General features: G+C 55.1%; 11 protein-coding genes. 6 read left to right on the forward strand and 5 right to left on the reverse strand.

Features of this window, described 5'->3' with window-relative positions:
* Positions 1-41: 41 nt before the first annotated feature.
* Both TH468_RS12730 and TH468_RS12735 read left to right on the forward strand, forming a co-directional pair.
* Positions 42-692, forward strand: coding sequence for a hypothetical protein (locus TH468_RS12730; protein ID WP_085644609.1), 651 nt, complete (start codon positions 42-44; stop codon positions 690-692).
* 197 nt (positions 693-889) lie between these two features.
* Positions 890-1348, forward strand: coding sequence for a GNAT family acetyltransferase (locus TH468_RS12735; RefSeq protein WP_085644611.1), 459 nt, complete (start codon positions 890-892; stop codon positions 1346-1348).
* A gap of 80 nt (positions 1349-1428) precedes the next feature.
* On the opposite strand, the gene TH468_RS12740 is transcribed toward TH468_RS12735, so the two are convergent.
* The 3 genes from TH468_RS12740 to asnB all read right to left on the reverse strand — a co-directional run bounded on the left by TH468_RS12740 (position 1429) and on the right by asnB (position 7178).
* Positions 1429-3228 carry a Na/Pi cotransporter family protein gene (locus tag TH468_RS12740; RefSeq protein ID WP_246832318.1) on the reverse strand — a complete coding sequence of 600 codons (1800 nt, stop codon included), beginning with the start codon at positions 3226-3228 and terminating at the stop codon, positions 1429-1431.
* Between the two features lie 212 nt (positions 3229-3440).
* On the reverse strand, positions 3441-4979 hold the full coding sequence (glpD, locus tag TH468_RS12745) for a glycerol-3-phosphate dehydrogenase (RefSeq protein WP_085644615.1): 1539 nt from the start codon (positions 4977-4979) through the stop codon (positions 3441-3443).
* A gap of 258 nt (positions 4980-5237) precedes the next feature.
* A complete protein-coding gene (gene asnB, locus TH468_RS12750; RefSeq protein ID WP_085644617.1) occupies positions 5238-7178 on the reverse strand; it encodes an asparagine synthase (glutamine-hydrolyzing) in 1941 nt (646 codons plus the stop codon).
* 169 nt (positions 7179-7347) lie between these two features.
* Here asnB and TH468_RS12755 point away from each other — a divergent pair, with 169 nt between their 5' ends.
* A complete protein-coding gene (locus TH468_RS12755) occupies positions 7348-7854 on the forward strand; it encodes an Lrp/AsnC family transcriptional regulator (RefSeq protein ID WP_082832740.1) in 507 nt (168 codons plus the stop codon).
* Here TH468_RS12755 and TH468_RS12760 read toward each other — a convergent pair.
* Positions 7851-9773, reverse strand: a complete 1923-nt coding sequence (locus tag TH468_RS12760; protein ID WP_085644619.1) for a sigma-54-dependent Fis family transcriptional regulator — start codon at positions 9771-9773, stop codon at positions 7851-7853. The genes TH468_RS12755 and TH468_RS12760 overlap by 4 nt on opposite strands.
* Positions 9774-10158: 385 nt before the next feature.
* Between TH468_RS12760 and adh the strand changes: the two genes are divergently transcribed.
* Together adh and TH468_RS12770 are read left to right on the forward strand one after the other, a co-directional pair.
* On the forward strand, positions 10159-11679 hold the full coding sequence (gene adh, locus TH468_RS12765; protein WP_085644765.1) for an aldehyde dehydrogenase: 1521 nt from the start codon (positions 10159-10161) through the stop codon (positions 11677-11679).
* 60 nt (positions 11680-11739) lie between these two features.
* A complete protein-coding gene (locus tag TH468_RS12770) occupies positions 11740-12153 on the forward strand; it encodes a DUF779 domain-containing protein (RefSeq protein ID WP_085644621.1) in 414 nt (137 codons plus the stop codon).
* Positions 12154-12303: 150 nt separating this feature from the next.
* Here the strand turns inward: TH468_RS12770 and TH468_RS12775 are convergent, their stop codons facing one another.
* Positions 12304-13308, reverse strand: coding sequence for a YeiH family protein (locus tag TH468_RS12775; protein ID WP_085644623.1), 1005 nt, complete (start codon positions 13306-13308; stop codon positions 12304-12306).
* A 111-nt stretch (positions 13309-13419) separates the two neighbouring features.
* Between TH468_RS12775 and TH468_RS12780 the strand changes: the two genes are divergently transcribed.
* The gene (locus TH468_RS12780; RefSeq protein WP_371268754.1) at positions 13420-14313 is read left to right on the forward strand and encodes a LysR substrate-binding domain-containing protein; all 894 of its coding nucleotides are present in this window, start codon (positions 13420-13422) and stop codon (positions 14311-14313) included.
* Positions 14314-14335: the final 22 nt, after the last annotated feature.

The following is a 14335-nucleotide window of genomic DNA, read 5'->3' on the forward strand; positions in this document are numbered from 1 at the left end:
CCTCAGCCAAACAAAACGTCCCCCAACGAAAAGAGGCCCACATGACCCGTAACAGCAAACTTAAAATCGCATCCCTCCTGATCGCGACCAGCATTGTCGCAACCCCCATCGCCACCGCCCTTGCATCGGGCGGCGATCATCGCCCCTGGCAGATGAGCGATGATGACCGAGGCGATGGCCCGAAATTCCGCGATCATGACCGTGACCACCACAAAGGCATGTATGGCAAACATGGCATGCGCCGCAGCACTCCGCTAACGGTCGAGGAAGCCAAAATTCTGGTCGATGCAATGCTTCTGCGTCGCGGCACGACGGAGCTTAAAACCGGTGATGTCAAATCGGTTGATAACGGCGAGGAAATCGAAGTCACCCTGCTGAATGCCAACGGCAATGTTGTTGATACCGTGAGTTTCGATGCCCAATCGGGCCGCCCGGATCGCGACGAAATGCGTGACATGCACCGCATGATGCCCAAACCGGACGCGGAGGACCGCTTTGACCGTCGCTTTACCACTGAACAGATGACCCTTCTGGCCAATGCCATGGTAATCCGGTTTGGTGGCGGTGAACTGACGCTGGGCGAAATCAAGGAAACGCCGCGCGGCACCTATATCGCGACCATCACCAACAAGGCCGGCGACATCGTTCGCGAAATGGAGCTTAGCCGCGTGACCGGTCGCCCGGTCAGCTAACCGGCTTTGTCAGAACACGGACTTCCCTTCTACCCAACTTCCATTGTCCGGGTCCCTCCCCCACCCAACCGATAGCCCGGACAACACTGGCGCCCCTCTCCCCGGGGGGCGCCACTTTTTATATTTGCATGACTTTTGGTTTGACGCGCCTTCGATCCCTGATCATTCTGCGTTTTTAGGAACCAAGAAGCTGCATCATGACTGCCACCCACCTTTCCCCCGCCCCACGTACCGCCCTTGAAACCGACATTCCCGCAATCACCAAACTCTGGCAGGAAACCGGGCTTTACCGCCCGTATAATCCGCCGGAATGGGATGTGCGATTTGCCCTCTCGGATCGCAATTCGACGCTGATGGTATGGGAAGACATCGACGGTCTTATTATTGCCACTGTCATGGCTGGCCATGATGGGCATCGCGGCTGGATTTATTATCTAGCCGTTGCGCCAAGTCATCAGAAAACCGGGCTTGGCAAAAAACTGGTTGCCATCGGCGAAGACTGGCTGCGTGAACACGGTGTCTGGCGCATGCAATTAATGGTGCGATCAGAAAACAGCGTGATGCAGGATTTCTATCGCCATCTTGGCTATCGTGCGCTTGATGTCACCGTCATGCAAAAAGACATCGACACCCCGCCCGCCGACCGTACCAAATAGCGATCAAACCAAGTCCGTCTTTGCAATAGCGGGGCAATCTTGCAAATTCCGCACAAAGGTCGCCGGAATTGCTTAAACTATTACGCAGGCTCGGGGGTTGGTCGCTGTTCCGTCGGATTGCTGTTGCGATCATCCTGAGTGATGGCAAGGGATGCATGCGCAATGCGCCGTGCGCGTTCATAAAGACGGTTGATACGCTCAACCAATGCGACTTCTGTGCGATAACGGCGAATATCGGCATCTCTTGGCCCGATCTCGTCGCTGATGCGGCGCAGGGTAACATCCATTTTTTCGATGAACTCGCCCTTACGGGCCAACACACGATTGGCGGCTTCAACGTCATCACTGGCAAAGGCCGTCAGTGCCTGCTTGAGGCATTCTTCAGAAAAAGTGAATAATTCGGACATTTTTTCACGGCTATCTAATAATGGCAGATTGCGTTCGGCTAACAATCTGCCAACCAGCTCGGTCATTTCCTCGCTGATAATATCGCCGATAGCCTCCAAATGATTGCTGATCGCAAGCTTGTTTAACAGCCGGTTCTGATCTGATGGCAGTAATTCCGAATGGCGCAGTTTTCCGGCAAACCGCGCAATAGCATCCTGAAGACTATCAACCCCATCATCAAGCTCGGCAATCTTTTCAAGCTTTTCACGTGTCGGGTTTTGCATGGTTTCGCGCCCACGCCGCACAACGTCGCACACGATATCCCCCATATGCATGATCTCGTTCCGCAGCAGCATCAGCGCGGCAGACGGGGTATCGGTGATGTCGTCGACCAGAAATTTTGGCGCAGGATCAAGCGGGGGTTCAAACACATCGCGCACCGGCACGCATTTTTCGATCAGACGCGCGATCCACGGCACAAAACAGATCATGATCACCACATTGGCGATATTAAAAATGCTGTGCGCATTGGCGATCTCACGCGCAATATCAACCTGCCCGCCGTTTCCACCCAGCGATATGACACGCACGATATCTGCCAGTTGCGGAATAAACGGCAACCAGATCAACACCCCGACCACGTTAAAGAACACATGCCCAAGGGCGGTACGCATCGCGTCGCGGTTCTTGCCGATTGTCACCAGAAGCGCTGTGACACAGGTACCGATATTCGCCCCGAAAATCAGAGCAATCCCAGCTTCCAGCGGCACCAGTCCCTGCCCCGCCAGCACAATGACAATCCCGGTTGTTGCCGCACTTGATTGCACAAGAGCGGTAAAGGCCGCGGCAATCGCAATCCCGATCAGCGGATTGGTCATTTGCGCCATCAGATCGATGAAGGGGCCATAGGTGCGAAGCGGTTCCATCGCATCGCTCATCATGCCCATGCCAAAGAACAAAAGCCCCGTTCCCAGCAACGCCCGCCCGGCAAGCGACCAACCACGATGGGGAACGAAGCTCATGACGCCAAAACCGACCGCAATCATCAGCGGTGCGATTGCATCAATCCGAAAGGCAATAATCTGTGCGGTCAGCGTACTGCCGACATTCGCCCCCATAATCACCGCAATCGATTGCCCGAACCCCATCAACCCGGCCGACACAAAACCGACCACCAGAACGGTGGTAACACTGGAAGACTGGACAAGTCCGGTAATCGCCGCACCGGAAAGGGCCGCCATAAACCGGTTTCGCGTCATTTTTGCAAGGATCGCGCGCAACCGTCCCCCGGCCAGCGTTTTAAGCGCCGTCGCCAGATGATCCATGCCATACAGGAAAAGGGCAAGCCCGCCCAAAAGACCAACCGCCATCCAGCCCGGATGCAATTCCGACACCGCAGGATCATTGGTTGCCGCAAGAATGCCGTACATCGGAAGAACGGTCAGCAGAACTGTCAGGACAGGTAAAAAAGCAGATAAGCGAAGGGATGACATCGGCACGGAACCTGCCATAAACTATTGATATGCCATCATAGCACACAGTAACCCCGCGTATAGATCAGACTGGATTACCCCGATGTGCCGGCCCCGAACTGACACGAAAGGATGCGCATATCGGCACGACATTGCCCCATCGCGCAAACAGGAATTCCGCGATTTACTGGCGCAGTTACGCAGTGAAATCGCGGAACGATAATTCCTGCAGATTACTGGGCCGCAATCCGGTCCGACTTTACCGATGCCAGTCGTTTGCGCAGCACGGCAATCTGATCTTCTGACAGGCGCAAACCAAGTTTCGAACGATGCCAGACAAGGTCTTCGACGCCACGTACCCATTCCTGATCAATCAGGTAACGGACCTCGGCTTCATACAGGTCATGACCATAACAAACACCAAGGTCGGCCACGCTATTGCAGCCATCAAGCAGTTTTTCGATCCTGCTGCCATAGGCACGTAGAAGACGTTTCAGGGTTGCTTCCGGTAGCCAGTCATAACGGGCACCATAGGATTGCAGGGCCTTTTCAAAGGATGCATCGGGCAGATCACCACCGGGCAGTACTTCGCCCGCCGTCCAGGGACGATCAGTCACGCCAAGCTGTTTTGAAATCAGTTGCAAGGCATGCTCGGCCAGCTTGCGATAGGTGGTGATTTTGCCACCAAACACATGCAGCGCCGGGACTTTGCCCTGTCCGGCTTCGAGTTTGAGCGTGTAATCACGCGAGACTTTGGATGCGTTGGCAACTTCGCCCTCGCCCGCATACAGCGGGCGCACACCGGAATAGGACCAGACAACATCCATCGGTGAAATTGGCGTTTCGAAATAATCACCAGCCAACTTGCACAGATAATCAACTTCGTCAGCACTGATTTCAACCTTGCCCGGGTCGCCAGTAAAATCGACATCGGTGGTACCGATCAGGGTAAAATCATCCTGATAGGGAATGGCGAAAACGATGCGACCATCCGGGTTCTGGAAAATGTAGCAATGATCATGATCGAACAGTTTCGGAACCACGATATGGCTCCCCTTGACCAAACGGATGTTCGCCTTGGTTTCGGCCTTGACCACACCGTTTTCAGGATCGATCAGCGAAGCACACCACGGTCCGGCGGCATTGATCAGCATCTTGCCATCAACAACACGCTCGGCACCGCTATCGCGATCATGCAGGATCACCTGCCATTTGCCATCCTGCTGGGTTGCACCGACACATCGGGTGCGTGTCAGGATTTCGGCACCGCATTCGCGGGCATCCATGGCGTTCAGGACAACAAGCCGCGCATCATCGACCCAGCAATCAGAATAGACGAATGCCTTGTCCATCCCGGCCTTAAGCGGCTGCCCCGCAACATGTTTGTCTAGTGAAATGCCTGTGCTTCCCGGCAGTTTCTTGCGCCCGCCAAGATGATCATAAAGGAACAGGCCAAGGCGGATCATCCATGCCGGGCGCAGGCCGGGAACATGAGGCAGAACAAACCGCAACGGCCAGATGATATGCGGCGCATTGCCCAAAAGGATTTCGCGTTCGCTGAGCGCCTCGCGTACCAGACGGAATTCATAATGCTCAAGATAACGCAGGCCGCCATGGATCAGCTTGGTACTGGCCGAAGACGTGGCACTTGCCAGATCGTTCATTTCGCACAGCAGGACCTTCAACCCGCGACCGGCCGCATCACGGGCGATCCCCGCCCCGTTGATTCCGCCTCCGACGATGATCAGGTCATATTCCGAATGGTTCTGCATGGCATGAATTCCGCGCTTTAGTTTCGATATTAACCATAAAATATTTCATTTTCGAAAATTTTCAAGCTCTGAATTGTGACAATTTATAGTCAAAAGCGATCGATATCTTAGCTTAGCACTACCAAAACCAATTGCATCCGATTGAAATTTCGATTATGAAAATAATGATTATCTTGGGAACGAAACCCATACGCAAAAACGAAAAACCCCGCCAAATGGCGGGGCTTCCGAAGGTCAAATTTTTGCAATCAGCTTCACTTACGCAAGCCAGCGACGCTGCCAATCAGACAACATGGCAATTGTCCAAAGCTGGTGCGGCCAGTTGCGGTGACCTGAAAGATGCTCGGCAAACCGCTTGTTAACTTCCGCTCGGTTAAGTCCGAAATCAGAATAAAGATCATCCCGTGCCAGCAAGTCGCCTAGCCATTCCTTAAGCGGTCCACGCAGCCATTCTGCCAACGGTACACCAAAACCGGTTTTGGGACGATCAATCAGCTCACGCGGGACATATTTGTAAAGAATACGCCGAAGGGCAACCTTTCCCACCGAACCATCCAATTTAAGGTGCGCGGGCATCCTCCATCCAAATTCGATGACGCGATGATCAATCAAAGGCACACGAACTTCAAGCGAGCTTGCCATTGATGCCCGGTCGACCTTGGTCAGAACATCATCCACCATATACATCATCGTATCCATGACCTGCATCGAGGATACATAATCAAGATTGCGGTTACGGCAGAACTTTTCGCCCGGAAAGCGGAATTTCTTATGAGCTTTACCCGACTCATCCGCCATCAGGACATCGGGATCCCAAAGCGACAGCAACGCCTGATAACGATCCAGATCATCGCGGATCGACAAAAGTGGCGCGACTTTGTGAATCTTGTCGCCCAATGCCGCCGTCCCGCGCTTGCCGGGCAAAAGACCAATCAGCGCATCCCATTGCCCGGGCGACAGGGCCGTAAGCCCCTTGGACACCAGCGACGACCCAAATGGGATATTTTTTGCGACATTGCTGATCTGGCGCGCCCACAGATACCGATTATAACCACCAAAGGTTTCATCCCCGCCATCCCCCGAAAGGGCAACCGTAACTTCCTTGCGGGTCAGGGTCGAAATCAGGCTGGTCGGGATGGATGAACTATCAAAGAACGGCTCATCATAGATTTCCGAAAGGCGCGGCACCAGATCAAGCGCATCCTGCGCCGTAACATAAAGCTCGGTATGGTCGGTGCCAAGGTGTTTGGCGACTTTACCGGCAAAGGCCGCCTCGTTATAGGCATCATGGTCAAAGCCGATGGAATAGGTTTTTACCGGCCGGTCGGAAATCGATTGCATCAGGGCAACGATTGCCGAGGAATCAATACCGCCGGACAGAAACGCCCCCAAGGGCACATCGGCAATCATCCGCCGTTCGACGGCATCGCGCAGCAAATCTTCAAGCGCATTGATCGCACTTTGATCATCACCACTCCAATGATGGTTCTGACCGCTTAGAACGGCATCTTCGACCGACCAGTACGCAAATTCGGATGCATGGCCTTCACCCGTGATTTCAAGAATGTGTCCGGGCTGCAACATTTTGGCATGGGCATAGATCGAATGCCCTGATGGCACATAGCCAAACCGCAAATAGGCATCAAGGGCGGTACGATTGACCTCGCGCGAGATGACATTGCCCGCGATCAGGCCTTTAAGCTCGGACGCAAAGGCGATGTTCCCGTCATAACGCGACCAGTAGAGCGGCTTGACCCCCAAACGATCACGCACCAGCGTCAACTTGCCGGTCTTTTTATCCCAAAGGGCGATGGCGAACATGCCGATCAGGCGTTTGACCGTATCGCGCACGCCCCAGCGGGCCATGCATTCAAGGATCACCTCGCTATCGGAATGACCGCGCCACGCGACATTTTCACCGGCCAGTTTGGCACGAAGGTCCTCGGCGTTATAGACCTCGCCATTATAAACCATGACGTATCTGCCATCGGCCGAATGCATTGGCTGTTTTCCGGCATCGGAAAGATCGATGATGGCAAGGCGACGCTGCCCCAGCGCCAGTCCGGCATCGCTATCGCACCAGACATCGCCGCCGTCCGGCCCGCGATGAAGCAATGCATCGGTCATGCGCGTGATGGTTTCGCGCAATTTATCGCCGTCGCTATTGCGATCAAGCCACAGACCAGTGATGCCGCACATGAAAAATATCCCTTTATCATTTGCCCTACTTAAAAACGATCCGGGCGCGTTCGACAACCAAAATCATGGGCTTGCCGACATGGATTTGCAGTTTGTTTCGGGGATTTTGGTCGCATGCAATGGCAAGCGGTGATAAACAGGCAGCATTGCCCATCAAGCTGGAATGACCATGCTGAAACTGGATCGACTGTTCATCAAAATCCTGCAGGTTTTGCAAACCAATGGCCGGATTTCGAACCTTGATCTTTCAGAAGAGGTCAATCTGTCGCCATCACCCTGTCTGGAGCGGGTGCGCAAGCTTGAGGAAGCCGGGCTGATCACGCAGTATCTGGCGGAAATCGACCTTGATAAAATCGGCGCCAACCTGCACATCATGGCAGAAATCACGCTGGGCAATCATCTAGTCGATGATTTCAAACGGTTCGAAGCCGCGATCACCGATGTGCCCGAAGTCATATCATGCTACAAAATCGCCGGTCCGTTCGATTACACGATGGATATGATCTGCCGCGATATCGCGCATTTTAATCAGCTGAAAGAAAAGCTTCTGGCCGCCAAAATCGGGATCGAACATTTCCGCGGCCATGTGGTGATGGAACGCACCAAAACATTTTCGGGCTATCCGCTCGAAAGCCTGACCGCGCCCTCGCCACTTGACGGCGTGCTTAAGGGCTAGGCTTCACGTCTTATATCGAACCGATCCATCTTGCGATAAAGCGTATTGCGACTGATGCCGAGCGCCTTGGCGGTTTTGCTGATATGCCAGCGGTGATCATCAAGCACCTGACGCAATGCATCGGCTTCAGCCCGCTTCAGGATCGATCCGGCAGGGGCCGGGTCGCACGTAACGGTTTCGTGGAAATCATCGGGCAGGTGCGACCTCAGGATCAAACCACCTTCGGCAAAGACGCAGGCATATTGCAAGACATTAACCAGTTCGCGGATGTTGCCCGGCCAGTCATGGCGTGCCAGCAATTCAAGAACATCGTCCGAACAACGAACATCCCCCGCCATATCGCCAGAAACACCGCGAAGAAGCCGGGCGATGAGATCGGGCAGATCGGACCGTTCGCGAAGCGCTGGCAGGGAAAGCCGCGCCCCTTTGATCCGGTAAAGCAGATCTTCGCGGAATTTGCCATCCGCGACGGCACGGGTCAGATCGACATTGCTGGCACAAATCAGACGGAAATTGACCGGCACGGACTTGGTACTGCCAAGCGGCTCAACCGTGCGCTGCTCAAGCACGCGCAAAAGCCGTCCCTGTGCCGATAACGGCATATCGCCGATTTCATCCAGAAACAGCGTCCCGCCATCCGCCTGTTTGATCCGCCCGCCAAAACCATCACGCGCCGCCCCGGTAAAGGCACCACCGGCATGACCAAACAATTCGCTTTCGATCAGGCTTTCGGGAAGGGCCGCGCAATTGATCGCGACAAAAGGTTTGCGCGTGCCAACCGCTGCCGCATGGATGGCACGCGCCATATGTTCCTTGCCGCTGCCGGTTTCGCCCGACATCAGAACATTGATACGGTTGGTAATAAGCTTGCTGCCGACCTTGTAAAGACGACGGATTGCCGGGTCCTGATCGGGTATGTCACCGGTTTCGTTCGCCGCCAAACGTACGGACGAACGCGATACTGGTGCGGGCCGCATCGAAATGAATTTGCGCCGCTGCTTTTCGGGCAAGGTCACCCGCCCGAACAGAAGCCCCCCACCATTAACCGGCAGGGCCTTGGCCGATCCGGAGGTCGAAGTTTCCTCCCCCACGCCAAGGGTGGTGATCAGGCCATCAAGATCAAAACCGAACATCGATTGCACATCGCGCGCATTGTCCACCGCGGCCAGCAAACGGCGCGCGGTTGAGGTTGCTCCGCGAATATTGCCATCCGGGCCAATCGAAATCAGGGCGTCACGGGTCGATCCGACATGCTGGGCATCGGGATGAAGATGCAGGATCAGATCGGATGCACATTCATCAAAGAACAGGATACGTTCAAGCGCATCGGCATAATCGGCAATCAGGCTTCGGACACGCAAACAATCCGTACGTTTGATGTCTTCGCGCACGGCAGAAACATCAAGGACCGAACAAACCTGCCCTTCGGGGGCAAATACCGGGGCGGCCGTACAGGTCAGCACTGCATGTTGCGCCAGAAAATGTTCGTCCTTGTGAATGGTGATCGGACGGCCTTCAACGATGCAGGTGCCGATACCGTTGGTACCTTCGCGTTCCTCGCTCCAGACCGCCCCCGGCAGAAGGCCGTTGGTGCGAAACGATGGCAGCAGCGTGTGGGCTGCGACACTGTCAAGGATCACACCGTCATTATCGGTCAGGAAAACCGCATAGCCCGACGCATCGATTTTGCGATAAAGGGTGCGCACCAGATCATGGGCATGATGATAGAGCCGCCCGCTGCGATCTCGACGCTGGCGGGTCTGACTTTCAGGCATGACTTCGGGACGGCGCCGCGTGTCATGGGCAAGGCCAAAGCGCTGTTCGCAGCGTTGCCAGCTTTCAAGGACGGCGCGATTTTGGGCGACGCCACTTAACTGCAACGCAGCTTCTATCCGTCCACCGTAATGGTTTCCAGACATAAGACGTTATCTCCCTTGTGCCGGTGTTTTATCGGGAATGCGTTCTGGCATCGCCCGGCTTGCGGATTTGTCCGCGTCCGATCACAGGCAGGATCGTAACACACCAAAGCCCCGAAACGCCAAAAGGTTTCACTGCAAATCCGCGGCATAATCGGGTGTGTCACGAATATGGGACAGTTTGTATCATCTGTGCCACCGTCGGGAACGGAATGACACAATCGCTCCCAATCACCGCCCTCCTCCAACCGATTGTTAAAAGACGAAAAAACGGATCATTCGATCATCTGGCACGGGATTTTACGAACTGGCACGGGCTTTGCGGAAATGTCAGGGCCAAAACCAAAAACAGGTGGCAAAGCCGCCTTCCGATCATGGAGGATCCAAGATGATTTACAAGAATCCGGGCGACGCGGGCAGCGTCGTTGCATTCAAATCCCGTTATGACAACTATATCGGTGGCGAATGGACCGCCCCGGCCAAGGGCCAGTATTTCGAAAATGTCTCGCCGGTGAATGGCAAGCCGTTCTGCGAAATCGCACGATCCAGTTCGGAAGATATCGAAAAGGCACTTGATGCCGCCCATGCCGCCGCCGATGCATGGGGCAAAACATCGGTCACCGAACGCGCCAATATCCTCAATAAAATCGCCGACCGCATGGAACAGAACCTTGAAATGCTGGCGGTTGCCGAAACATGGGATAATGGCAAGGCCGTGCGTGAAACGCTGGCCGCCGATATTCCGCTGGCGATTGATCATTTCCGGTATTTTGCCGGTGCGATCCGCGCCCAGGAAGGATCGCTTGGCGAGATTGACGACAACACCGTCGCCTATCATTTCCATGAACCGCTTGGCGTTGTCGGGCAGATCATCCCATGGAACTTCCCAATCCTGATGGCAGTCTGGAAACTCGCCCCGGCACTGGCGGCTGGCAACTGCGTTGTCCTGAAACCGGCCGAACAGACCCCGGCATCAATTTGCGTGCTGCTGGAACTGGTTGGTGATCTTCTTCCGGCCGGTGTGCTGAACGTTGTGCAGGGCTTCGGGGTCGAAGCAGGCAAACCATTGGCACAAAGCAACCGGGTCGCCAAGGTCGCCTTTACCGGTGAAACCACCACCGGCCGCCTGATCATGCAATATGCCAGTGAAAACATCATTCCGGTTACGCTGGAACTGGGTGGCAAATCGCCCAACATCTTCTTTGATGACGTGATGGCACAGGATGACGATTTCCGTCAGAAAGCCGCCGAAGGCCTGACCATGTTCGCGCTCAACCAGGGCGAGGTCTGCACCTGCCCGTCGCGCGCACTTATTCAGGAAAATATCTATGACAAGTTCATGGATAGCGTGCTTTCACGCGTGGCCCACATCAAGCAGGGCAACCCGCTTGATAGTGAAACCATGATCGGCGCGCAGGCATCGACCGAACAGATGGAAAAAATCCTGTCCTATCTTGATATCGGCAAGCAGGAGGGTGCCGAAGTCCTTTGCGGCGGTGGCAAGGCGGAACTGGGTGGTGATCTTTCGACCGGGTTCTATATCCAGCCAACCATCTTCAAGGGCCATAACCGGATGCGGATTTTCCAGGAGGAAATCTTTGGCCCGGTGGTTTCCGCCACGACCTTCAAGGACGAGGCCGAGGCGCTAAAAATCGCCAATGACACGCTTTACGGTCTTGGTGCCGGGGTCTGGACCCGTGATGGCACACGCGCCTACCGGTTTGGCCGCAATATCAAGGCCGGTCGCGTCTGGACCAATTGCTATCACCTTTATCCGGCACATGCGGCCTTTGGCGGCTACAAGCAATCAGGCATCGGACGTGAAAACCACAAGATGATGCTAAACCATTATCAGCAGACCAAGAACCTGCTGGTTTCGTATGATCCGAAACCGATGGGCTTCTTCTGATCGGAATGCTCTGGCCGGGGTCCTGTTCGTCCCCGGCCCTTCCCGATACAGGAGGCGAAGATGACAGCAGATCAAATTCCGGCACGAGTGACGGCCACCGACGCGGCCACCGCCCTGATCCGGAAGCTTAAGGACATTCACGGCCCCCTGATGTTTCATCAGTCGGGTGGATGCTGCGACGGCAGTGCACCGATGTGCTTTCCGAATGGGGAGTTCAAAACCGGCGATCAGGACGTGTTGCTGGGCGAGATTGAAGGCAGCCCGTTTTACATCGGACGCGCACAATTCGAATATTGGCGTCACACACAGCTGATCATTGACGTCGTGGATGGACGCGGCGGGATGTTTTCGCTTGAGGGACCCGAAGGCAAACGCTTTCTGACCCGATCACGCATCTTCACCGATGACGAATGGAATGCACTGAAACACGCAGAACAAGGAAACGAGCAATCTAAAACAGAAGCAAGAACGTAAAGAAGATTACCAACGCAGATTTACCCGTGACATTGCGCGATCCCTGCCTCCCACAGTGCCTGCTCGCCAATGTCTGAAGATGCCGGACGCATCTTCCCCTTGCCCGTCGCCATTCCCCCCGAACAGGCGGCGGGCTTTTTTTGTCTGCGATCAGGCCAAAATCACCAGCACCAGAAAACCAAGTGCACACAGCACCAGAAGCGAAAGAAGGGCTGCGGCAATGACCCGCCCGCCGACATGCATGACGCTTCGGATATCGACACTTAACCCCAATGCCGCCATGGCAAGGATGGTCAGGAAGGATGAGGTTGTGCGCATCGGTTCCAGCGCGATTTCGGGGATCAGACCAAACGAGCGTGCCGCCATCATCGCAACGAACCCGACAATGAACCACGGCACCATCTGGGTGACAGGAAGGCGGACCTCGCGTTTGCGCTCCCCCATAAGGGCAAGCGCAAAGATCACCGGGCCAAGCATCAGAACCCGGATCAGCTTGACCAGGGTGCCGACCTGCACGGCCAAGGCTCCTGCCGGGGCGGTCGCAGCCAGAACCTGCGGGACGGCATAAACCGTCAGCCCGGAAAAGATACCATACTGCGCGGCACTCAAGCCCAGACCGACATGCACCAGCGGCAGAACAAAGACAAACAGAACCCCCAGAACGGCGGTAAAGGCGATGGATGCCGCGACATCATCGGATTTTGCCGAAATCACCGGGGCGGTGGCGGCAATCGCCGAATTGCCGCAGATCGAATTGCCGCACGCCACCAGCATCGCTAAATGCTTCGACAGTCCAAGTAACCGCCCGATATGGAAGCTTAAAAACAGACTGGCGCAAACCACCAGAACAATGGCCGCAATCAGGCCAAAGCCCGCCTGCCCCAAAGCCTGCGCACTGATTGAGGCACCTAGGAAGACAATCGCGATTTCAAGCACGGTCTTCCCACAAAACCGCACACCATCATGAAACGGCTTGGCAAGGCCAAACACGGATCGCACCACCACACCAAGCAGGATGGCAAAAACCAGACTTTCGATCCAGCCATGCCCCAAAAGGCTACGCTCCGCCTGCTCAACCAGTTTGGCGATCAGGGCAATCGCCGTGGTCAGGAACAGACCGGGCAAAAGGGATTTGAGGTGGGCTTTAAAAAACATGATCTGCCTGTAAAATGTGACAGGCGAAAAATCACACGATCAATCATTTACTTCCATCGAATAAAAATTGATATTTCATTCGATAATTTCGAACAATAACGGGCATGTGCCATGATGACTCTTGAACAGCTTGCCATCTTTGTGGCCGTGGCCGAACGCGAACATCTTACAAAAGCCGCCGATGCGATTGGCCTCACCCCCTCGGCGGTCAGTTCGGCGATCAAGAACCTAGAAGGGTTTTATGGCGTTGCGCTGTTCCACCGGGTCGGACGACGGATCGAGCTTAGCGAAACCGGGCGGCTGTTTTTAAACGAGGCCAAGGCGACCTTGGCACGCGCACGCGCCGCCGAACTGACACTGGCCGAACTTGGCGGATTGCAGCGCGGCGAACTTAACGTTTATGCCAGCCAGACAATCGCCAGTTACTGGCTGCCACCGTTTTTGATGCAGTTTCATGATCAGTATCCCGGCATTGCCATCAATCTGACGATTGGCAATACAAAAACCGTGGCCGATGCCGTCCGTGGTGGTGCTGCCGATATCGGCTTTATCGAGGGTGAAGTTGATGAACCCGCCCTTGCCATGCGCGAAGTCGCCGAAGATGCATTGGTGGTGGTGGTCGGCCCCAAACATCCCTGGGCCGATGGCAGGCCCTTAAGCGCGCAGGACCTGACAATCCAAAGCAGTTGGGTCCTTCGCGAAGCCGGATCTGGCACACGTTCCGAGTTTGAGAATGCGGTACACCAGTCGGGCATTGATCCGCAAAAACTCAAAATCGCCCTGACATTACCGGCGAACGAGGCGGTGATTACCGCGGTTGAAACCGGCATCAGCGCAACCGCCGTTTCAAGCTTCGCAGTCAGTTCCCTGATCGCGCAGGGGCGGCTTTTCCGTGCGGCATTTCATATCCGCCCACGCAAATTCATGATGCTGCGCCACAAGGAACGCCGCCAGACGCAAAGTTCGCTGGCTTTGGAAAAGCTTTGCCTTTCCACAAACGCATAATCGAATTTTTCCAGATCAAAAT

The organism is Thalassospira sp. MCCC 1A03138 (assembly GCF_002115785.1).
In the GTDB taxonomy this organism is placed as follows: domain Bacteria; phylum Pseudomonadota; class Alphaproteobacteria; order Rhodospirillales; family Thalassospiraceae; genus Thalassospira.

Coding starts and splice junctions, on each gene's coding strand:
- TH468_RS12730 (WP_085644609.1), top strand. CDS start 42: ATGACCCGTAACAGCAAACTTAAAATCGCATCCCTCCTGATCGCGACC.
- TH468_RS12735 (WP_085644611.1), top strand. CDS start 890: ATGACTGCCACCCACCTTTCCCCCGCCCCACGTACCGCCCTTGAAACC.
- TH468_RS12740 (WP_246832318.1), bottom strand. CDS start 3,228: ATGTCATCCCTTCGCTTATCTGCTTTTTTACCTGTCCTGACAGTTCTG.
- glpD (WP_085644615.1), bottom strand. CDS start 4,979: ATGCAGAACCATTCGGAATATGACCTGATCATCGTCGGAGGCGGAATC.
- asnB (WP_085644617.1), bottom strand. CDS start 7,178: ATGTGCGGCATCACTGGTCTGTGGCTTGATCGCAATAGCGACGGCGAT.
- TH468_RS12755 (WP_082832740.1), top strand. CDS start 7,348: ATGCTGAAACTGGATCGACTGTTCATCAAAATCCTGCAGGTTTTGCAA.
- TH468_RS12760 (WP_085644619.1), bottom strand. CDS start 9,773: ATGTCTGGAAACCATTACGGTGGACGGATAGAAGCTGCGTTGCAGTTA.
- adh (WP_085644765.1), top strand. CDS start 10,159: ATGATTTACAAGAATCCGGGCGACGCGGGCAGCGTCGTTGCATTCAAA.
- TH468_RS12770 (WP_085644621.1), top strand. CDS start 11,740: ATGACAGCAGATCAAATTCCGGCACGAGTGACGGCCACCGACGCGGCC.
- TH468_RS12775 (WP_085644623.1), bottom strand. CDS start 13,308: ATGTTTTTTAAAGCCCACCTCAAATCCCTTTTGCCCGGTCTGTTCCTG.
- TH468_RS12780 (WP_371268754.1), top strand. CDS start 13,420: ATGATGACTCTTGAACAGCTTGCCATCTTTGTGGCCGTGGCCGAACGC.